This is a genomic window from Pseudomonas thivervalensis (genome assembly GCF_001269655.1).
Classification (GTDB): Bacteria; Pseudomonadota; Gammaproteobacteria; order Pseudomonadales; family Pseudomonadaceae; genus Aquipseudomonas; species Aquipseudomonas thivervalensis.
Map to the genome: position 1 here is coordinate 659,230 of NZ_LHVE01000020.1, position 20,059 is coordinate 679,288.

Annotated in this window: 20 protein-coding genes; 3 read left to right on the forward strand and 17 right to left on the reverse strand. The window is 58.3% G+C overall.

The window, feature by feature from the left end; translation table 11 throughout:
* Nucleotide 1: 1 nt before the first annotated feature.
* The 17 genes from atpD to rpmH all read right to left on the reverse strand — a co-directional run bounded on the left by atpD (nucleotide 2) and on the right by rpmH (nucleotide 15,701).
* The gene (gene atpD / locus AD659_RS27890) at nucleotides 2-1,378 is read right to left on the reverse strand and encodes a F0F1 ATP synthase subunit beta (RefSeq protein WP_003187186.1); all 1,377 of its coding nucleotides are present in this window, start codon (nucleotides 1,376-1,378) and stop codon (nucleotides 2-4) included.
* A 27-nt stretch (nucleotides 1,379-1,405) separates the two neighbouring features.
* Nucleotides 1,406-2,266, reverse strand: coding sequence for a F0F1 ATP synthase subunit gamma (gene atpG, locus AD659_RS27895; protein WP_030139034.1), 861 nt, complete (start codon nucleotides 2,264-2,266; stop codon nucleotides 1,406-1,408).
* Between the two features lie 50 nt (nucleotides 2,267-2,316).
* Nucleotides 2,317-3,861, reverse strand: a complete 1,545-nt coding sequence (gene atpA, locus AD659_RS27900; RefSeq protein WP_053126819.1) for a F0F1 ATP synthase subunit alpha — start codon at nucleotides 3,859-3,861, stop codon at nucleotides 2,317-2,319.
* 21 nt (nucleotides 3,862-3,882) lie between these two features.
* Nucleotides 3,883-4,419 carry a F0F1 ATP synthase subunit delta gene (locus AD659_RS27905; RefSeq protein ID WP_003187192.1) on the reverse strand — a complete coding sequence of 179 codons (537 nt, stop codon included), beginning with the start codon at nucleotides 4,417-4,419 and terminating at the stop codon, nucleotides 3,883-3,885.
* A 12-nt stretch (nucleotides 4,420-4,431) separates the two neighbouring features.
* On the reverse strand, nucleotides 4,432-4,902 hold the full coding sequence (locus tag AD659_RS27910; RefSeq protein ID WP_003187193.1) for a F0F1 ATP synthase subunit B: 471 nt from the start codon (nucleotides 4,900-4,902) through the stop codon (nucleotides 4,432-4,434).
* A gap of 58 nt (nucleotides 4,903-4,960) precedes the next feature.
* Nucleotides 4,961-5,218: a F0F1 ATP synthase subunit C gene (gene atpE, locus AD659_RS27915; protein ID WP_003097235.1), complete on the reverse strand. Its 258-nt coding sequence runs from the start codon at nucleotides 5,216-5,218 to the stop codon at nucleotides 4,961-4,963.
* 131 nt (nucleotides 5,219-5,349) lie between these two features.
* On the reverse strand, nucleotides 5,350-6,219 hold the full coding sequence (gene atpB / locus AD659_RS27920) for a F0F1 ATP synthase subunit A (protein ID WP_014340989.1): 870 nt from the start codon (nucleotides 6,217-6,219) through the stop codon (nucleotides 5,350-5,352).
* A 16-nt stretch (nucleotides 6,220-6,235) separates the two neighbouring features.
* Nucleotides 6,236-6,643 (reverse strand): F0F1 ATP synthase subunit I, encoded by a 408-nt coding sequence (locus AD659_RS27925; RefSeq protein WP_053126821.1) that lies wholly within the window; start codon nucleotides 6,641-6,643, stop codon nucleotides 6,236-6,238.
* A 148-nt stretch (nucleotides 6,644-6,791) separates the two neighbouring features.
* Nucleotides 6,792-7,664, reverse strand: coding sequence for a ParB/RepB/Spo0J family partition protein (locus tag AD659_RS27930; protein WP_053126822.1), 873 nt, complete (start codon nucleotides 7,662-7,664; stop codon nucleotides 6,792-6,794).
* A gap of 9 nt (nucleotides 7,665-7,673) precedes the next feature.
* The gene (locus AD659_RS27935) at nucleotides 7,674-8,471 is read right to left on the reverse strand and encodes a ParA family protein (protein ID WP_003207100.1); all 798 of its coding nucleotides are present in this window, start codon (nucleotides 8,469-8,471) and stop codon (nucleotides 7,674-7,676) included.
* A gap of 18 nt (nucleotides 8,472-8,489) precedes the next feature.
* A complete protein-coding gene (gene rsmG, locus AD659_RS27940) occupies nucleotides 8,490-9,125 on the reverse strand; it encodes a 16S rRNA (guanine(527)-N(7))-methyltransferase RsmG (protein WP_172681770.1) in 636 nt (211 codons plus the stop codon).
* A 5-nt stretch (nucleotides 9,126-9,130) separates the two neighbouring features.
* Nucleotides 9,131-11,029: a tRNA uridine-5-carboxymethylaminomethyl(34) synthesis enzyme MnmG gene (gene mnmG / locus AD659_RS27945; RefSeq protein ID WP_053126824.1), complete on the reverse strand. Its 1,899-nt coding sequence runs from the start codon at nucleotides 11,027-11,029 to the stop codon at nucleotides 9,131-9,133.
* A gap of 746 nt (nucleotides 11,030-11,775) precedes the next feature.
* The gene (gene mnmE / locus AD659_RS27950; RefSeq protein WP_053126827.1) at nucleotides 11,776-13,146 is read right to left on the reverse strand and encodes a tRNA uridine-5-carboxymethylaminomethyl(34) synthesis GTPase MnmE; all 1,371 of its coding nucleotides are present in this window, start codon (nucleotides 13,144-13,146) and stop codon (nucleotides 11,776-11,778) included.
* Nucleotides 13,147-13,225: 79 nt separating this feature from the next.
* Nucleotides 13,226-14,908 (reverse strand): membrane protein insertase YidC, encoded by a 1,683-nt coding sequence (yidC, locus tag AD659_RS27955; RefSeq protein WP_053126829.1) that lies wholly within the window; start codon nucleotides 14,906-14,908, stop codon nucleotides 13,226-13,228.
* A gap of 2 nt (nucleotides 14,909-14,910) precedes the next feature.
* Complete coding sequence (yidD, locus tag AD659_RS29660; RefSeq protein WP_010465488.1) at nucleotides 14,911-15,156, reverse strand: membrane protein insertion efficiency factor YidD; 246 nt, start codon at nucleotides 15,154-15,156, stop codon at nucleotides 14,911-14,913.
* Nucleotides 15,149-15,550: a ribonuclease P protein component gene (gene rnpA, locus AD659_RS27960; protein ID WP_003207107.1), complete on the reverse strand. Its 402-nt coding sequence runs from the start codon at nucleotides 15,548-15,550 to the stop codon at nucleotides 15,149-15,151. The genes yidD and rnpA overlap by 8 nt, the downstream gene beginning before the upstream one ends.
* A gap of 16 nt (nucleotides 15,551-15,566) precedes the next feature.
* Nucleotides 15,567-15,701: a 50S ribosomal protein L34 gene (gene rpmH / locus AD659_RS29665; RefSeq protein WP_003213577.1), complete on the reverse strand. Its 135-nt coding sequence runs from the start codon at nucleotides 15,699-15,701 to the stop codon at nucleotides 15,567-15,569.
* 567 nt (nucleotides 15,702-16,268) lie between these two features.
* Between rpmH and dnaA the strand changes: the two genes are divergently transcribed.
* The 3 genes from dnaA to recF are packed head-to-tail and all read left to right on the forward strand — an operon-like array spanning nucleotide 16,269 to nucleotide 20,059.
* A complete protein-coding gene (gene dnaA / locus AD659_RS27965) occupies nucleotides 16,269-17,798 on the forward strand; it encodes a chromosomal replication initiator protein DnaA (protein WP_053126831.1) in 1,530 nt (509 codons plus the stop codon).
* Between the two features lie 39 nt (nucleotides 17,799-17,837).
* Nucleotides 17,838-18,941 carry a DNA polymerase III subunit beta gene (gene dnaN / locus AD659_RS27970; protein ID WP_003177083.1) on the forward strand — a complete coding sequence of 368 codons (1,104 nt, stop codon included), beginning with the start codon at nucleotides 17,838-17,840 and terminating at the stop codon, nucleotides 18,939-18,941.
* Between the two features lie 14 nt (nucleotides 18,942-18,955).
* The gene (gene recF, locus AD659_RS27975; protein WP_053126833.1) at nucleotides 18,956-20,059 is read left to right on the forward strand and encodes a DNA replication/repair protein RecF; all 1,104 of its coding nucleotides are present in this window, start codon (nucleotides 18,956-18,958) and stop codon (nucleotides 20,057-20,059) included.

Below are 20,059 nucleotides of genomic sequence, written 5' to 3' on the forward strand. Positions count from 1 at the left end.
ATTACAGTTTCTTGGCTTTCTCGATCGCTTCTTCGATGCCGCCGACCATGTAGAACGCTTGTTCTGGCAGGTGGTCGTAGTCACCGTTGAGGATGCCTTTGAAGCCAGCAATGGTGTCTTTCAGGGAAACGTATTTACCCGAGGCACCGGTGAAGACTTCAGCCACGAAGAACGGCTGCGACAAGAAGCGCTGGATCTTACGAGCACGGTTTACCAACTGCTTGTCGGCTTCCGACAGCTCGTCCATACCCAGGATCGCGATGATGTCCTTCAGTTCCTTGTAACGCTGCAGCACGTACTGAACGCCGCGAGCGGTGTCGTAGTGCTCCTGGCCGATCACGTTCGGGTCCAGTTGGCGCGAAGTCGAGTCCAGTGGGTCTACCGCCGGGTAGATACCCAGGGAAGCGATGTCACGGGACAGAACGACGGTGGCGTCCAAGTGGGCGAAGGTGGTCGCTGGCGACGGGTCGGTCAAGTCGTCCGCAGGTACGTATACCGCTTGGATCGAGGTGATCGAGCCTTGCTTGGTCGAAGTGATGCGCTCTTGCAGCACGCCCATCTCTTCGGCCAGGGTCGGCTGGTAACCTACTGCCGAAGGCATACGGCCCAGCAGTGCGGATACTTCGGTACCGGCCAGGGTGTAACGGTAGATGTTGTCGACGAACAGCAGAACGTCGTTACCTTCGTCACGGAACTTCTCGGCCATGGTCAGGCCGGTCAGGGCCACGCGCAGACGGTTTCCCGGCGGCTCGTTCATCTGGCCGTAGACCAGTGCCACTTTGTCCAGAACGTTGGAATCCTTCATCTCGTGGTAGAAGTCGTTACCCTCACGAGTACGCTCACCCACGCCGGCGAACACGGAATAACCGCTGTGCTCGATGGCGATGTTACGGATCAGTTCCATCATGTTTACGGTCTTGCCTACACCGGCACCACCGAACAGACCGACTTTACCGCCCTTGGCGAACGGGCAAACCAGGTCGATAACCTTGATGCCGGTTTCCAGCAGCTCGTTGCCACCAGCCTGTTCAGCGAAGGTTGGCGCAGGACGGTGAATGCCCCAGCGCTCTTCGGTGTCGATCGGGCCAGCTTCGTCGATCGGGTTGCCCAGCACGTCCATGATCCGGCCCAGGGTCGCTTTACCGACCGGTACGGAGATAGCTGCGCCAGTGTTGTTGACGTCCAGACCGCGCTTCAAGCCCTCGGTGGAGCCCATCGCAATGGTACGAACCACGCCGTCGCCCAGCTGCTGCTGAACTTCCAGGGTGGTTTCGGCGCCTTGAACCTTCAAGGCGTCGTAGATGCTCGGTACGCTGTCGCGTGGGAATTCCACGTCGATAACGGCGCCGATGATTTGAACGATACGTCCGCTACTCATAGCTGGATCCTCTGAATATTTGAACCGTTAAACCGCGGCAGCGCCGCCGACGATTTCCGAGATCTCTTGGGTGATCGCAGCCTGACGCGCCTTGTTGTAGATCAGCTGCAAATCGCTGATCAAATCACCGGCGTTGTCGGTAGCGTTCTTCATCGCGATCATCCGCGCCGCTTGTTCAGCTGCGTTGTTCTCGACCACCGCCTGGTAGACCTGCGACTCCACGTAACGGACCATCAAGCCGTCGAGCAGCTCCTTGGCATCCGGTTCGTAGAGATAGTCCCAGTGGTGCTTGAGTTCCTGTTCCGGGGTCGCCACCAGTGGAATCAACTGCTCCACGGTCGGCTGTTGCGTCATGGTGTTGATGAACTTGTTGGATACCACGGACAGGCGGTCGATCCGGCCTTCCAGGTAAGCATCCAACATCACCTTGACGCTGCCGATCAGGTCATTGATCGACGGTTCTTCACCCAGGTGGCTGATAGCAGCGACGACGTTACCGCCGAAGTTGCGGAAGAAAGCCGCACCCTTGCTACCGACCACGCACAGATCGATCTCGACGCCTTGTTCGCGGTTTACCGCCATGTCCTTGACCAGGGCCTTGAACAGGTTGGTGTTCAAGCCACCGCACAGACCACGGTCACTGCTCACCACAACGTAACCGACGCGCTTGACGGCGCGGTCGATCATGAACGGGTGGCGGTATTCCGGGTTGGCGTTGGCCAGATGACCAATCACCTGGCGGATGCGCTCCGCATAAGGACGGCTAGCAGCCATGCGCATTTGTGCCTTGCGCATTTTGCTGACCGCCACTTTTTCCATGGCGCTGGTAATCTTTTGCGTGCTTTTGATGCTCGCAATCTTACTGCGAATCTCTTTTGCGCCTGCCATGTAACACCTATCAGGTTAGCAAGCGGGAGCCTTGCGGCTCCCGCTGCGGCTTACCAGGTTTGGGTGGCCTTGAACTTCTCGATACCGGCCTTGAGGCCAGCGTCGATTTCGTCATTGAAGTCACCTTTAACGTTGATCTTGGCCATCAAATCGGCGTGATCGCGGTTGAAGAAAGCGATCAGCGCTTGTTCGAAGCTGCCGATCTTGGCGATTTCAATGTCAGTCAGGAACCCACGCTCAGCGGCATACAGCGACAGCGCCATGTCAGCGATCGACATTGGTGCGTATTGCTTCTGCTTCATCAGCTCGGTAACGCGCTGACCATGCTCAAGTTGCTTACGGGTCGCTTCGTCCAGGTCAGAAGCGAACTGGGCGAATGCCGCCAGTTCACGGTACTGGGCCAGGGCGGTACGGATACCACCGGACAGCTTCTTGATGATCTTGGTCTGAGCGGCACCACCCACACGGGATACCGAAACACCGGCGTTCACAGCAGGACGGATGCCCGAGTTGAACATGGCCGATTCCAGGAAGATCTGACCGTCGGTGATGGAAATCACGTTGGTCGGAACGAACGCGGAAACGTCGCCAGCCTGGGTTTCAATGATCGGCAGAGCGGTCAGGGAACCGGTCTTGCCAGTCACGGCACCGTTGGTGAACTTCTCTACGTACTCTTCCGAAACGCGGGATGCGCGCTCCAGCAGACGGGAGTGGAGATAGAACACGTCGCCTGGGTAGGCTTCACGGCCTGGTGGACGGCGCAGCAGCAGGGAAATCTGGCGGTAGGCCACTGCTTGCTTGGACAGATCGTCATAGACGATCAGCGCGTCTTCACCGCGGTCGCGGAAGTATTCGCCCATGGTGCAACCGGAGTACGGTGCCAGGAACTGCAGTGCGGCCGATTCCGAAGCACTGGCGGCAACGATGATGGTGTTAGCCAGTGCACCGTTCTCTTCCAGCTTGCGAACCACGTTGGCGATGGTCGATTGCTTCTGACCGATTGCCACGTAGACGCAGAAGATGCCGCTGTTTTTCTGGTTGATGATCGCGTCGATCGCCAGAGCGGTCTTACCGATCTGACGGTCACCGATGATCAGCTCACGCTGGCCACGGCCGACAGGGATCATGGCATCGACAGCCTTGTAGCCAGTCTGTACAGGCTGGTCTACCGACTTACGCCAGATCACGCCCGGAGCAACTTTCTCGACCGCGTCGGTCTCGGTGTTGTTCAGCGGACCTTTGCCGTCAACAGGGTTGCCCAATGCGTCGACAACGCGACCCAGCAGTTCCTTACCGACAGGAACTTCGAGGATGCGGCCGGTGCACTTGGCGCTCATGCCTTCAGCCAGCGTCGTGTACGCGCCCAATACCACGGCACCTACAGAGTCTTGCTCCAGGTTGAGGGCCATACCGTAGACGCCGCCCGGAAACTCGATCATCTCGCCGTACATGACGTCGGCCAGACCGTGAATCCGCACGATGCCGTCAGATACGCTGACGACAGTGCCTTCGTTACGGGCTTGGGAGGTTACATCGAGCTTGTCGATGCGGCCCTTGATAATTTCACTTATTTCGGAAGGATTGAGTTGCTGCATTGCTCTGCTGCCCCTTCAAACTCAAGATTTCAATGCTTCGGCAAGTTTCGCGATTTTGCCGCGAATCGAGCCATCGATAACCAGGTCGCCGGCGCGGATGACAACGCCCCCAATCAGGGACTTGTCTTCCTCGACTTGCAGGCGCACTTCCCGGTTGAGTCGTGCACTGAGAACCTTGGCGAGTTTGTCTTGCTGTTCTTGGTTCAATGCGAAAGCACTGGTCACTTCCACGTCTACCGACTTCTCTTGCTCGGCCTTGTACAGGTCGAAAAGAGCGGCGATCTCCGGCAGAAGCGGGAGACGGTCGTTTTCGGCAACGACGTGAATGAAATTCTGTGCCTTGGCATCGAACTTGTCGCCGCACACGTCGATGAACGTGGCGGCCTTTTCTGCGCTCGTCAGTCGCGGGGCCTTGAGCACGCGCTGCATGGTGTCGTCTTGCGACACCGCTGCTGCCAGGCCGAGCATGGCTGACCAATTGGCCAGTTGCTGGTGGGCCTGAGCGTGCTCGAAGGCCGCCTTAGCGTAAGGTCGGGCCAACGTGGTCAGTTCTGCCATGATCGCCCTCGCTTAGATTTCAGCAGCCAGTTGGTTAACCAGCTCTGCGTGCGCGTTTTGATCGATTGTGGCACCCAGGATCTTCGAAGCACCGCCAACGGCCAGGGCACCCACTTGGGCACGCAGCGCGTCTTTGACACTGTTGAGTTCCTGTTCGATCTCGGCTTGAGCCTGAGCCTTCACACGGTCAGCTTCGACGCGAGCCTGTTCACGGGCTTCGTCGACAATCTGGGTACCGCGTTTCTTGGCTTGCTCGATGATTTCAGCTGCCTGAGCCTTCGCTTCGCGCAGTTGCTGACCCACTTTCTCATGGGCCAACTCCAGGTCGCGAGCTGCACGGCTGGCAGCGTCCAGACCATCAGCGATCTTCTTTTGACGTTCGTGCAATGCCGCAATGACCGGAGGCCATACGAACTTCATGCAGAACAGTACAAAAATCAGGAACGCAACGGACTGGCCAATCAGGGTCGCATTAATGTTCACGCCAACACCTCGCAGTTACGTTGTCCATCACACCAATCTACTCGAGACATCCGAGTAATTAGCCAGCGATTTGACCAACGAACGGGTTCGCAAAGGTGAAGAACAGCGCGATACCAACACCGATCATGGTCACGGCGTCGAGCAGACCGGCCACGATGAACATTTTAACTTGCAGCATTGGAACCATTTCTGGCTGACGCGCAGCGCCTTCCAGGAACTTGCCGCCCAGCAGGCCGAAACCAATTGCGGTACCCAGTGCGCCCAGGCCGATCAACAGTGCAACAGCGATAGCGGTTAGACCAACTACAGTTTCCATCTTTCCTCCCGACTTTTACGTCGTATGGTTTAGGTTTTTTAGATTAAAGCGGTAAAACAAATCGTTTCTCAGCCCGGATCGGGCTCCTCCCCGTTTGACCGGGAAGGACATCAGACTAGTCGAGACTGGCCTTAATGGTTTTCTTCGTGCGCCATCGACAGGTAGACGATGGTCAGCATCATGAAGATGAACGCCTGCAGGGTGATGATCAGGATGTGGAACACAGCCCACGCCCACTGCAGAACTACACCCAGGCCGCTGAGCCACAGCAGGCCGCTGCCGAACATCACAGCGATCAGGATGAACACCAGTTCGCCGGCATACATGTTGCCGAACAGACGCAGTGCCAGAGAAATCGGCTTGGCGATCAGGGTCACGAACTCCAGCAGGAAGTTCACCGGGATCAGCAGGGCTTGAACGAGGATGTTCTTGCTGCCGAACGGGTGCAGGGTCAGTTCGCCGATGAAGCCGCCGATGCCCTTGACCTTGATGCTATAGAAAATGATCAGTGCGAAAACCGAGAACGCCATGCCCAGGGTTGCGTTCGGGTCGGTGGTCGACACGGCGCGGAATGGGATGTGTGCGTCACCGGAGATCAGGATGGCCAACTGAGGAATCCAGTCGACCGGTACCAGGTCGACGGCGTTCATCAGGAACACCCAGACGAAGATGGTCAGTGCCAGCGGTGCGATCACCGGGCTGCGGCCATGGAAGCTGTCTTTCACGCTGCCATCGACGAATTCGACCAGTACTTCAACGAAGTTCTGCAGTGCACCTGGCTGACCGGAAGTCGCCTTCTTGGCCGCCATGCGGAAAAGAAGAACGAAGATCAGGCCCAGTGCGACAGACCAGCCGAGGGTATCGACGTGGAAAGCCCAGAAGCCCATTTCCTTGGCTTCTGCTGCGGTGTGGGCAAAGCCCCAGCCGCCGTTGGGTAGCTGACCGAAGGTCAGGTTCTGCAAGTGGTGCTGGATATAGCCCGAAGCGGTTGTCTCTGCCATGGTTGCCTCAAACGCCCTAAGGTCTCGAAAGTCTTGTTCTCATTAGCAGGGGAGCGAACCAGCTGACCAGTTGGGTCAGCACGAAGACGCCGAATACAGCCAGCGGCGCCAATGGCTTCACACCTGCGAACGTCAGTGCAAACAGCACTGCCGTCAAAATCAGTTTCCCCGCCTCGCCGGCATAAAAAGACCGGACGATAGCCTGGGCTGCTCGGGCGCCGGAAAACCGAAAGGCCCTGTGAGCGAAGTAAATATTGGGAAGCAAGGCTATCAGGCCTCCGCAAAGCCCTGAGTATCCGGCGACGACTCCTTTCCATTGCCAGAGCGCCAATGTGGCGATCAGTACGACGGTGAATTGAGCCATCAGAACCGGGAAAACTGCCAGACGATGGAACGGCAAGCGGTTTGGCGTGCGGGTTTCCATCGCTTTTGCTCTCCAATAGTCGGCCGCCATAATTCAATAACTTGGCATAATTTGTGCCGACAAAATGCGCGCAGAGTATAGGGGCGGTTCTGCCCCTATTCAACTGTCAGGTAGTGATTTCCGACTGCGCGCTACAAGAGCAATTGTTTCAGCGAATGTGTGCAAGGACACCTTGCAGCTCATCGAGGGAGTTGTAGCCAATCACCAATTGCCCCTTGCCCTTCTTCCCGTGGCGGATCTGCACCGCAGAGCCCAGGCGCTCGGCCAGGCGCTGTTCGAGGCGGGCGATATCCGGATCGGGTTTGGGGGCCTCGACAGGCGCCGGTTTGCCACTGAGCCACTGGCGAACCAGTGCCTCGGTTTGGCGCACGGTGAGGCCGCGTGCGACAACATGTCGCGCCCCTTCAACCTGTTGATTTTCCGGCAAACCGAGCAATGCCCGGGCATGACCCATTTCCAGGTCGCCATGGGACAGCATGGTCTTGATGACTTCCGGCAACGCAATCAGGCGCAGCAGGTTGGCCACAGTCACGCGGGACTTGCCCACCGCCTCGGCAACTTGCTGCTGGGTCAGCTGGAACTCCTGCTGCAGGCGCTGCAGGGCCACGGCTTCCTCGATCGGGTTGAGGTCTTCACGCTGGATGTTCTCGATCAGCGCCATGGCGATGGCCGTTTCATCCGGGACATCGCGGACCATCGCCGGGATGGTTTCCTGGCCGGCCTGCTGGCTGGCGCGCCAGCGGCGTTCGCCGGCAATGATCTCGAAGCGTCCATTGGCGATCGGCCGGACCACGATCGGCTGCATCACGCCCTGGCTCTTGATCGACTGGGCCAATTCTTCCAACGCCTGCGGGTCCATGTCCCGGCGCGGCTGGTATTTGCCGCGCTGGATCAGGTCCAGGGGCAGGTGCTGCAGCTCGCGCTGGTCGGCCTGTACGGCCTGTTCTTCCAGCGAGCTGACGGTCGGACCGCTGAGCAGTGCATCCAGTCCACGTCCGAGACCTCGTTTCTTGACGGCCATGGGGTTTCCTTAAGTTGGCTGGGCTGCAGCGGTGCGTGGGTTGCGGCGCTGACGACGAACCATCTCGCCCGCCAGGGCCAGGTAAGCCAGCGCACCACGGGATTGTTTGTCGTAGGCCAGGGCCGGCATGCCGTAGCTCGGCGCTTCGGCCAAGCGGATGTTACGCGGGATGACGGTGTCGTAGAGCTGCTCGCCGAAATGTTCCTTGAGCTGGGCCGAGACATCGTTCATCAGGCTCAGGCGCGGGTCGTACATGGTCCGCAACAGGCCTTCGACCTTCAGGTCCGGGTTCAGCAGTTCGGCGATGCGCTTGATGTTATCCACAAGGTCGCTCAACCCTTCCAATGCAAAGTATTCGCATTGCATGGGGATAATGACCCCATCGGCCGCCACCAGGGCATTGAGGGTCAGCATCGACAGCGACGGCGGGCAGTCGATCAGGATGTAGTCGTAGTTTTCCCGGATCGGCGCCAAGGCGCTGCGCAGGCGGCTTTCCTTCATCTGCATTTCCAGCAGCACCACTTCAGCCGCCGTCAGGTCACGGTTGGCTGGCAGCAGTTGATAACCGCCATGTTCGGAGAAATGCATGGCCTGGCCCAGATCGCATTCGCCGATCAGGACGTCGTAGATGGAGTTTTCCAAGCCATGTTTATCCACACCACTGCCCATGGTGGCGTTGCCCTGTGGATCGAGATCGATCAACAGCACCCGGCGCTTGGTCGCGACCAGGGATGCTGCGAGGTTGATGCAGGTGGTGGTCTTGCCCACACCACCTTTCTGGTTCGCTATCGCGAATACCTTAGCCATTCTTGCTTGTGTTCCCAATCATGCCGTGCGGCGCAGTATCAGCAGATGGCGTTGGCCTTGGCAACCGGGTACGGCCAAGGCGTGTTCGCTATCGAGGTGGAAGTCTGCCGGCAATGCTACCAGCTCATCGGCCGGATGAACGCCCTTCATTGCCAGCCAGCGCGTATCGGCATCGCCCAGGTGGCGAGTCCAGTTGCTGAAGTTCTCCATGCTGCTGAATGCCCGGGAGATGATCCCGTTGAACGGCTCGGCAGGCTGGAACGCTTCGACGCGGCTGTGGATAACTTGCAGGTTATCCAGTTTGAGTTCGAGTTTGACCTGGGTCAGGAAACGGGTTTTCTTGCCGTTGCTGTCCAGACAGGTCACTTGCGAGCCGGGAAACAGGATGGCCAACGGGATCCCCGGCATGCCGCCGCCGCTGCCAACATCCAGCCAGCGACCGTTTTCGATGAAGGACATCACGCTGAGACTGTCGAGCAAATGCCGCGAGACCATTTCATCCGGATCGCGCACGGCGGTCAGGTTGTAGGCCTTGTTCCATTTGATCAACAGCGCCAGATAACCCAGCAATTGCGCGTGCTGGGCTTCGGTCAGGCTGACGCCGAGCTGACGGGCACCTGTGGATAACTCTTCAGCGTGTTGCGAGGTGACCATCGAACTCAAGCGCTTTGCTCCAACTGGCGGCCCGCGCCGCGTTTTTTCAAATGAATCATCAACAGCGAAATGGCCGCCGGCGTGACGCCGGGAATGCGCGACGCCTGGCCCAGGGTCTCTGGACGGGTCGCACCGAGCTTGCTCTGGATTTCTTTCGACAACCCGGAAATGCCGGTGTAATCGATATCCACAGGCAACTTGGTGTCTTCGCTGGCGCGCAGGCGGGCGATTTCGTCCTGCTGGCGGTCGATGTAACCGGCGTATTTGGTCTTGATCTCGACCTGCTCGGCGACCTGTGGATCTTCCGCGCCCTGGCCGGTCACTTCCACCAGCCCGGCGTAATCGATTTCCGGACGGCTCAAGAGGTTGAGCAGGTTGTATTCATGGGTCAGCGGCGTGCCGAATTTCGCTGCGATGGCATCGCCCTGCTCGGTACCGGGACGAACCCAGGTGCTTTTCAGGCGCTGTTCTTCCAGCTCGATACTTTCGCGTTTCTTGCAGAACGCAGCCCAGCGCACGTCATCCACCAACCCCAGCTCGCGACCTTTCTCGGTCAGGCGCAGGTCGGCGTTGTCTTCCCGCAGAATCAGGCGATATTCAGCCCGGGAGGTGAACATCCGATACGGTTCCTGGGTACCCAGGGTAATCAGGTCGTCCACCAGTACACCGATGTACGCCTCATCACGGCGCGGACACCAGGCTTCTTTGCCCTTGGCGAGCAGTGCGGCGTTGGCTCCGGCGAGCAAACCCTGGGCACCCGCTTCTTCGTAACCGGTGGTGCCGTTGATCTGGCCGGCGAAGAACAGACCGCCGATCACTTTGGTTTCCAGGCTGTACTTCAGATCGCGCGGATCGAAGTAGTCGTACTCGATCGCATAACCCGGACGCACGATGTGCGCGTTTTCCATGCCACGGATCGATTGCACGATCTGCAATTGCACGTCGAACGGCAGGCTTGTGGATATCCCGTTCGGATACAGCTCATGGGTGGTCAAACCTTCCGGTTCGATGAAGACCTGATGGCTTTCCTTGTCGGCAAAGCGATGGATCTTGTCTTCGATCGACGGGCAATAACGCGGGCCGACACCTTCGATCTCACCGGCAGCGGAATACATCGGCGAACGATCGAGGTTCGCCGCGATGATTTCGTGGGTGCGGGCGTTGGTATGGGTGATCCAGCAACTGACTTGCCGTGGATGCTGTTCCTTGTTGCCCATGAACGACATCACCGGGATCGGCGTATCGCCAGGCTGCTCGGTCATCACCGAGAAATCCACGGACTTGCCGTCGATGCGAGGTGGCGTACCGGTTTTCAGGCGCCCGACACGCAATGGCAACTCACGCAGACGCTGAGCCAGAGCAATCGACGGCGGATCACCGGCACGACCGCCGGAAAAATTCTGCAAGCCAATGTGGATAAGTCCACCGAGGAAGGTCCCGGTGGTCAACACCACGGAATGGGCGAAGAACCGCAGGCCCATTTGCGTGACGACACCGCGTACCCGGTCCTGCTCGACGATCAGGTCATCGGCCGCTTGTTGAAATATCCACAGGTTCGGCTGGTTTTCCAGGATTTCGCGGACAGCGGCCTTGTACAGGACGCGGTCGGCCTGGGCGCGAGTAGCGCGCACGGCTGGGCCTTTGCGGCTGTTCAACACGCGAAACTGGATACCACCTTTATCGGTAGCCATGGCCATCGCGCCCCCAAGGGCATCGATTTCCTTGACCAGATGGCTTTTGCCGATCCCGCCAATGGCAGGGTTGCAGCTCATGGCACCGAGGGTTTCCACGTTATGCGTCAGCAACAGGGTTTTTGCCCCCATGCGTGCTGATGCAAGTGCTGCCTCGGTACCGGCATGACCGCCGCCGATGACGATCACTTCAAAACGGGAAGGGAAATCCACCACGCACCTCGTGCCTGCTTTATTCAGGTAATTCGGAAATAGGTTTTGAGTCTGGCCCTGGGCGTTTTTCGAGCCAGGTCGGCAAGTATAGGGACTTCGCCCTTTCTAAAGAACCCTTTGCACAAAATTTAACCAGCTGTGGAGAACTCGCGGTTAAAAAAATAAAAAAGAAAGAAATTTATAAAATCTTTGTTTTTATGTTTATTCTTACTGCCCCACCTATCTGTGGATAACGTTCTGTAAGCTATGATTTGCGGTGTGTACAGAGATTTAAAACCCTGTGGTCATGTGGCCGTGAGGGGCTTGGATAACCGGTGTAAGCCTGTGGATGAATGAGGTGGTTATCCACAGAGGTGGTTATCTTCAGTTTTGAAGGCCGCTTATCAACCGACCTCAATGGCAGTTATTCACAGGGCTTAATCCACAGAAAACAGCGGCCAAGGTCGCCGCAGCGTCCACAGGCAAGCCGCCATCAACGGCAATCGGTGCAAAAAAGGAGAGGAAGGACCGGGTTTGTGTTGTGCTCGATAGGCCTTCGAGGAAAAACCCGGTTGCAAAGACGTGATGCGGTTCCTAAAGAGCTATGGGCCTGTGGCGAGGGAGCTCGCTCCCGCTAGGTCGCGAAGCGGCCCCAAAACCTGCCGAATGCGGAGTACCTGACACACCGCACCCGCCAGTTTACGACTGCTTCGCAGCCGAACGGGAGCAAGCTCCCTCGCCACAGGTTCGTCGTCAGTCCGGTAGGGTTATTTACCGATGCAGAAGCTGGAAAAGATTCGTCCCAGCAGGTCATCGGAGCTGAAGGCGCCGGTAATTTCCCCCAGGGACTGTTGCGCCTGGCGCAGGTCTTCGGCCAACAACTCACCCGCCCCCGCCAAGGTCAACTGCGCGCGACCGTGTTCCAGGGCCGCGCTGGCATGGCGCAATGCTTCAAGGTGCCGTCGGCGGGCGCTGAAGCTGCTTTCCGAGGTCTGTTCGTAGCCCATGCAGGCCTTGAGGTGCTCGCGCAGCAGCTCCAAGCCCTCGCCCGCCGATTTCGCGCTCAGGCTGATGGTCACGTGCCCGTCATCGCTGATTTCCAGGGCAATCGCTTCCCCGGTCAAATCGGCCTTGTTGCGAATCAGGGTGACTTTCGCCGGATCCGGGCGAACCTCGAGGAATTCAGGCCACAAGGCAAAGGGATCGTCCGCTTCCGGCGCGGAGGCGTCCACCACCAGCAATACCCGGTCGGCTTCACTGATAGCCTTGAGCGCCCGCTCAACGCCGATTTTTTCCACCTGGTCCTCGGTGTCACGCAAACCGGCGGTATCTACCACGTGCAGCGGCATGCCGTCGATGTGGATATGTTCACGGAGGATATCCCGGGTGGTGCCGGCGATCTCGGTGACGATCGCCGCCTCGCGGCCGGCCAGGGCGTTCAACAGGCTGGATTTGCCAGCATTCGGTCGGCCAGCGATCACCACGGTCATCCCGTCGCGCAACAAGGCACCCTGCCCGGCTTCGCGCAGTACTGTGGATAATTCATCGCGCACTTTATCGAGCATGCTCAATACGTGGCCATCGGCGAGGAAGTCGATTTCTTCTTCAGGGAAGTCGATAGCGGCCTCGACGTAGATCCGCAAGCCAATCAACTGTTCAGTGAGGTTATGCACACGCTGGGAGAACGCCCCTTGCAAGGAACGCAAGGCGTTGCGGGCGGCCTGTGCAGAACTGGCTTCGATCAAATCGGCAATCGCCTCGGCCTGGGCCAGGTCGAGCTTGTCGTTGAGGAACGCCCGTTCGCTGAACTCACCCGGCCGGGCCAGGCGACAGCCCAGTTCAAGGCAACGCTTGAGCAGCATGTCCAGCACAATGGGGCCACCGTGTCCCTGCAGTTCCAGGACGTCTTCGCCGGTGAACGAATTCGGCCCTGGGAAATACAAGGCCAGCCCTTCGTCGAGCACCTGCTGGTCATCACTGAAAAACGGGCCGTAATGGGCGAACCGCGGCTTGAGTTCACGACCGCTGATAGCCTTGGCCGCGACACTGGCCAGGGGCCCCGAAATACGGACGATGCCGACACCGCCGCGACCTTGGGCGGTGGCAACGGCGGCGATGGTTTCACGCGGTGCGCTCATAAACCGGTATCCAGACAAAAGTGACAGATAGCAAAACGCCCCACTAGGGGGCGTTTTGTGTGGTTATCCACAGAGCAAGTTACGCCTCGGCTTTTTTCGTCGCCGCTTCGATCTTACGCGTGATGTACCACTGCTGGGTGATGGACAACACGTTGTTCACAACCCAGTACAGCACAAGACCCGCCGGGAACCACAGGAAGAAGAAGGTGAAGATGATTGGCATCATTTTCATGACCTTCGCCTGCATCGGGTCCGGAGGCGTTGGGTTCAGCTGCTGCTGGATGAACATGGTCGCGCCCATGATGATCGGCAGGATGAAGAACGGATCCTTGATCGACAGGTCGGTAATCCACAGCATGAACGGTGCCTGACGCATCTCCACGCTTTCCAGCAGAACCCAGTAAAGCGCGAGGAATACAGGCATTTGCACAAGAATCGGCAAGCAACCACCCAGCGGGTTGATCTTCTCTTTCTTGTACAGCTCCATCATGGCCTGGGACATTTTCTGCCGGTCATCGCCATGCTGTTCTTTCAGGGCGGCCAGTTTCGGCGCCACTGCACGCATGCGTGCCATCGACTTGTAGCTGGCGGCCGACAACGGGAAGAAGATCCCCTTGATCAGCATGGTCAGGAAAATGATCGACCAACCCCAGTTGCCGACAAGGCTGTGGATATGTTGCAGCAGCCAGAAGATCGGCTGGGCAATGAACCACAGGAAGCCATAGTCAACGGTCAGTTCCAGGCCTGGGGACAACTCTTTCAGCACCGCCTGGCTTTTTGGACCGGCGTACAGAACGGCACTGGTTTCGGCTTTTGCACCGGGCGCGGCAGTCAATGTCGGGCCGGTGTAACCGATGATGAAGTTGCCTTTGCTGTCTTTACGCGTCTGGACGACATTGCTGTCGCCTTTCTGCGGGATCCAGGCTGTTACAAAATAGTGCTGCAGCCAGGCCACCCACCCACCCTGGACGGTTTCCTTCAGCTGAGCCTTGTCCATGTCCTTCATGGACACTTTTTTGTACGGCTCCGAACTTGTCCACAGGGCGGCGCCCAGGTAAGTCGCGGTGCCAGTGGCGGTGCTGGAGGAAGGATCGTCGCTGGCGTCACGCTTGAGTTGCGCGAACATCGCACCGGACCAAGGCTGGGCGCTCTGGTTGTCGATCAGGTAAGAGACGGTTACGTCGTACATGCCACGTTTCACAGTGAAACGCTTGATGTAGTTGACGCCATCCTTGCTGAACTTCAGGTCCACAACCAGTTGGTCCTGACCGTCAGTCAGTTGATAAGTCTTCTTCTCGGCAGAGTAGACCGGGCGACCGGCCGGGTTCGAATCCGGGCCGTTGGTACCGATCAGGCCACTTTGGGCCAGATAGGTGCGCTCGTTACCGTTGTCGAACAACTGGAACGGAATTTCCGGATGATCCTGGCGACGTGGGTACAGCGGCAGCTTCAGCTGGGCGACGTCACCACCTTGTGGATCGATTGCCAGCTCGAGCACGTCCGTCTTGATCTGGATGAGATCTTTGCTTACGGCCACGGGGGCTTCGGCAGGAGCGCTGGTATCGCTTGCCGCGCGTGGGATGTCGTCATTGCTGGCAGCGTTGTTGCCAACTGGAGCATCCGGCAGGCTCGGTGCGGTATTGCTGGCTGCAACATTCTGAGTCGGCAGGGCAGCCTGGCCATAGTCCTGGTTCCATTTAAGGACCATGACGTAGGACACGATTGCCAGGGCGACGATCAGGATCGTGCGTTTGATATCCATGATTACTCGGCCATCGAAGAAGAACGGGAGGTAGGGATAGGCGGAACCGGGTCATAACCGCCGGGATTCCACGGATGACAGCGACCTAAACGACGAAAGGTCAGCCAGCCACCGCGCAGGAGGCCATGATTTTCTATGGCTTCGTACGCGTAGCAGGAACAACTGGGGTAGAAACGACAGTGACTGGCCATCAAAGGACTAATGGCATAGCGATAAAACTGGATCGGAACGAGTGCCAGTTTACGCATCGGGACTGTCTACCCCTACAGTTTCGGTGTTGACTGCTGGTACTGGCTTGTTGCGTGCCAGACGTTTCCAGAGCTTGCCGAAATGCTGAATCAATTCGGGGTTTTCTACGTCACCCAAACCTTTGCGCGCGACGATAACGATGTCCCATCCGACCAGTGAATCCTGGTTCAGGCGAAACGATTCGCGCATCAGACGTTTGAGGCGATTGCGCTGAACGGAGAGCTTGACGCTCTTTTTCCCGATAACCAGCCCTAGACGGGGGTGATCGAGATCGTTGCTGCGCGCAAGGAGCAGGAGATTTTTCCCCGGAACCTTGCCGGTAGGGGAGTCAAAGACTGCCTTGAAATGCCGGGGTGTAAGCAGACGCTTTTCCCGACTGAAGTCCTGACTCACCTCCAGTGCCGGATTATCAAACTGCCAGACGCGCACGACCTTTGGCGCGACGACGCGACAGGACGGCACGACCGTTCTTGGTAGCCATGCGAGCACGGAAACCGTGGGTACGAGCGCGTTTGATAGTGCTTGGTTGGAAAGTACGTTTCATGTCGTGTTACCTGGTTCGTCCACAACGGGCCGGAATGGCCCCCGTTTTAAGAGACCGGGGATTCTAGAGAAAGCAAGCCTCTAGGTCAATTTCCAACCAGCGTTTCCTTTAAATAGATATCCAGCCGCTTTCGGCGGATTCATCACACAGCGCTAGATATAGAAATAAAGAAGGGAATTATTTAAAGCTTTTCTGTAAAGCTTATAAAAGCAAGGGCGCCACCTGTCTGTGGATAACCATGCTGAGGCCTTGTAATCCGCCATGTACAGAGAATGACAACTAGGCGGGAAAGCAGTGGCCAGCCTGTGCTGCGCTGTCGGATAAGCTGTGTGTGGAATGCATGGTTATCCACAGGCTGGTTATCCACCGAGTTTCGCCCCCAGTTGTGCAACGACCTCAAGTGCGGTTATCCACAGAGCTTATCCACTGACCGCCGGTCGCCTTTCTCTCGGTTAACGCATTGATAAATCATGGCTGATGAGCAAGCTGCGTGTGGATAAGTGCACGTCTGCTCGCTACAATGGCCGCTTGTTTTTGCCTCACCGGCTTTCAACTTAGGGGATATCCGTGTCAGTGGAACTTTGGCAGCAGTGCGTGGAGCTTTTGCGCGATGAGCTGCCTGCCCAACAATTCAACACTTGGATCCGTCCACTACAGGTCGAAGCCGAAGGCGACGAGTTGCGTGTCTATGCACCGAACCGTTTCGTTCTCGACTGGGTCAACGAAAAGTACCTGGGCCGGGTCATGGAACTGCTCGACGAGCATGGCAATGGCATGGCGCCTGCGTTGTCCTTATTAATAGGCAGCAAGCGCAGCTCGGCACCCCGCGCTGCACCCAATGCACCGCTGGCGGCTGCCGCCGCTTCCCAGGCCCAGCAGGCCGCTCCGGCACCGGTCACCAACCATGCCGCCCCGGCGCCCTCGCCCGCCCCGAGCAAACGCAACGCACAAAAGGTTGCCGAAGTCAGCGAAGAGCCTTCCCGGGACAGCTTCGACCCGATGGCCGGCGCCAGCTCCCAGCAGGCTCCGATTCGGGCCGAACAGCGTACCGTCCAGGTCGAAGGCGCGCTCAAGCACACCAGTTACCTGAACCGGACCTTTACCTTCGAGAATTTCGTCGAAGGTAAATCCAACCAACTGGCTCGCGCGGCGGCCTGGCAGGTCGCGGACAATCCCAAGCACGGTTACAACCCGCTCTTCCTGTATGGCGGCGTCGGCTTGGGTAAGACTCACTTGATGCACGCCGTGGGCAACCACCTATTAAAGAAGAACCCGAATGCCAAGGTCGTGTACCTGCATTCCGAGCGTTTCGTGGCCGACATGGTCAAGGCGTTGCAACTGAACGCCATCAACGAGTTCAAGCGTTTCTACCGTTCGGTGGATGCCTTGTTGATCGACGACATTCAGTTCTTCGCCCGCAAGGAACGTTCCCAGGAAGAGTTTTTCCACACCTTCAACGCCTTGCTTGAAGGTGGGCAGCAGGTCATTCTCACCAGTGACCGCTACCCGAAAGAGATCGAAGGCCTCGAGGAACGCCTCAAGTCGCGTTTCGGCTGGGGCCTGACGGTAGCCGTCGAGCCGCCGGAGCTGGAGACCCGGGTCGCGATCCTGATGAAGAAAGCCGACCAGGCCAAGGTCGAGCTGCCTCACGACGCCGCCTTCTTCATTGCCCAGCGTATTCGTTCGAACGTGCGCGAGCTCGAAGGCGCTCTCAAGCGAGTGATCGCTCACTCGCACTTCATGGGCCGCGATATCACCATCGAGCTGATTCGCGAATCCTTGAAGGATCTGTTGGCACTTCAGGACAAATTGGTTTCTGTGGATAACATTCAGCGAACGGTTGCCGAATACTACAAAATCAAGATCTCCGACCTGCTGTCCAAACGCCGTTCGCGTTCGGTGGCACGTCCGCGCCAGGTGGCCATGGCCCTGTCCAAGGAACTGACCAACCACAGCCTGCCGGAAATCGGCGATGTGTTTGGCGGACGCGACCACACCACCGTGTTGCACGCCTGCCGCAAGATCAACGAACTTAAGGAATCCGACGCGGACATCCGCGAGGACTACAAGAACCTGCTGCGTACACTGACCACTTGATGACCACCAGCGCAGCTTATTAAGGCAAGGGACTAGACCATGCATTTCACCATTCAACGCGAAGCCCTGTTGAAACCCCTGCAACTGGTCGCAGGCGTCGTCGAACGCCGCCAGACCTTGCCGGTACTTTCCAACGTGCTGCTGGTTGTCGAAGGCCAGCAATTGTCGCTGACCGGTACCGACCTGGAAGTCGAGCTGGTCGGTCGTGTGCAACTTGAGGAACCGGCCGATCCGGGTTCCATCACCGTGCCGGCGCGCAAGCTGATGGACATCTGCAAGAGCCTGCCCAACGACGCACTGATCGACATCAAGGTTGATGAGCAGAAGCTCGTGGTCAAGGCCGGTCGCAGCCGTTTCACGTTGTCCACACTGCCCGCCAACGATTTCCCAACCGTTGAAGAAGGCCCGGGTTCGCTGACCTGCAGCCTGGACCAGAGCAAATTGCGTCGCCTGATCGAACGCACCAGCTTCGCCATGGCCCAGCAGGACGTGCGTTATTACCTCAACGGCATGCTCCTGGAAGTGTCCGCCGGTGTTATCCGCGCCGTCGCCACCGACGGGCACCGCCTGGCCATGTGCTCGATGCAGGCCGATATCGGTCAGCCGGATCGCCACCAGGTGATCGTGCCGCGTAAAGGTATCCTGGAGTTGGCCCGCCTTCTGACCGAGCCGGATGGCAACGTCAGCATCGTGCTGGGCCAGCACCACATCCGCGCCACCACCGGCGAGTTCACCTTCACCTCGAAACTGGTGGACGGCAAATTCCCAGACTACGAGCGCGTGCTGCCAAAAGGCGGTGACAAGCTGGTACTGGGCGATCGCCAAGCGCTGCGTGAAGCCTTCAGCCGTACCGCGATCCTGTCCAACGAGAAGTACCGCGGCATCCGTCTGCAACTGGCCAATGGTCAACTGAAGATCCAGGCGAACAACCCGGAACAGGAAGAAGCGGAAGAAGAAGTCGGTGTTGATTACAACGGCGGTTCCCTGGAAATCGGCTTCAACGTCAGCTACCTGCTGGACGTGCTGGGCGTGATGACCACCGAGCAAGTACGTCTGATCCTGTCCGACTCCAACAGCAGTGCGCTGGTGCAAGAGTCTGACAACGACGATTCGGCTTACGTTGTCATGCCGATGCGTCTGTAATCAGAATCAGCTAGATGTCCTTAAGTCGCGTCTCGGTCACCGCGGTGCGCAATCTGCACCCGGTGACCTTCTCCCCTTCCCCCCGCATCAATATCCTTTACGGCGCCAACGGCAGCGGCAAAACCAGCGTCCTGGAAGCCGTGCACCTGCTTGGGCTTGCCCGTTCCTTTCGCAGCACCCGCCTGTTACCGGTCATCCAGTACGATCAACTGGCGTGCACGGTGTTCGGACAGGTAGAACTGGCGGAAGGCGGCCACAGCGCCCTGGGGATTTCGCGGGACCGGCAAGGCGAGTTCCAGATCCGCATTGACGGGCAGAACGCCCGCAGTGCTGCACAACTGGCTGAGATCTTGCCGTTGCAGCTGATCAACCCGGACAGCTTCCGCCTGTTGGAAGGCGCACCGAAGATTCGCCGGCAATTCCTCGACTGGGGCGTGTTCCACGTGGAACCGCGTTTCATGATGACTTGGCAACGCCTGCAGAAGGCGCTGCGCCAGCGAAACTCTTGGCTGCGACATGGTACACTTGACGCCGTTTCGCAAGCGGTTTGGGACAGGGAACTGTGCCAGGCCAGCGCTGAAATCGATGAATACCGCCGCGCTTACATCAAAGCCTTGAAACCGGTCTTCGAGCAGACCTTGAGCGAACTGGTTGAGCTTGAGGGCCTGACGCTCAGCTATTACCGAGGCTGGGACAAGGACCGGGAACTGAGCACCGTGCTGGCTGGCTCGCTGCAGCGAGACCAACAGATGGGCCATACCCAGGCTGGACCACAACGCGCTGACTTGCGTCTCAGATTGGGCGCACATAATGCCGCGGACATCTTGTCCCGGGGGCAGCAGAAGTTGGTGGTGTGTGCCTTGCGTATTGCCCAAGGGCATCTGGTCAGCCAGGCCCGTCGCGGTCAGTGTATTTATCTGGTGGATGATTTGCCGTCCGAGCTGGACGAAGCCCACCGTCGCGCATTGTGCCGCTTGCTGGAAGACTTACGCTGCCAGGTGTTCATCACCTGTGTAGACCACGAATTATTGAGGGAAGGCTGGCAGACGGAAACGCCAGTCGCTCTGTTCCACGTGGAACAGGGCCGTATCACCCAGACCCACGACCATCGGGAGTGA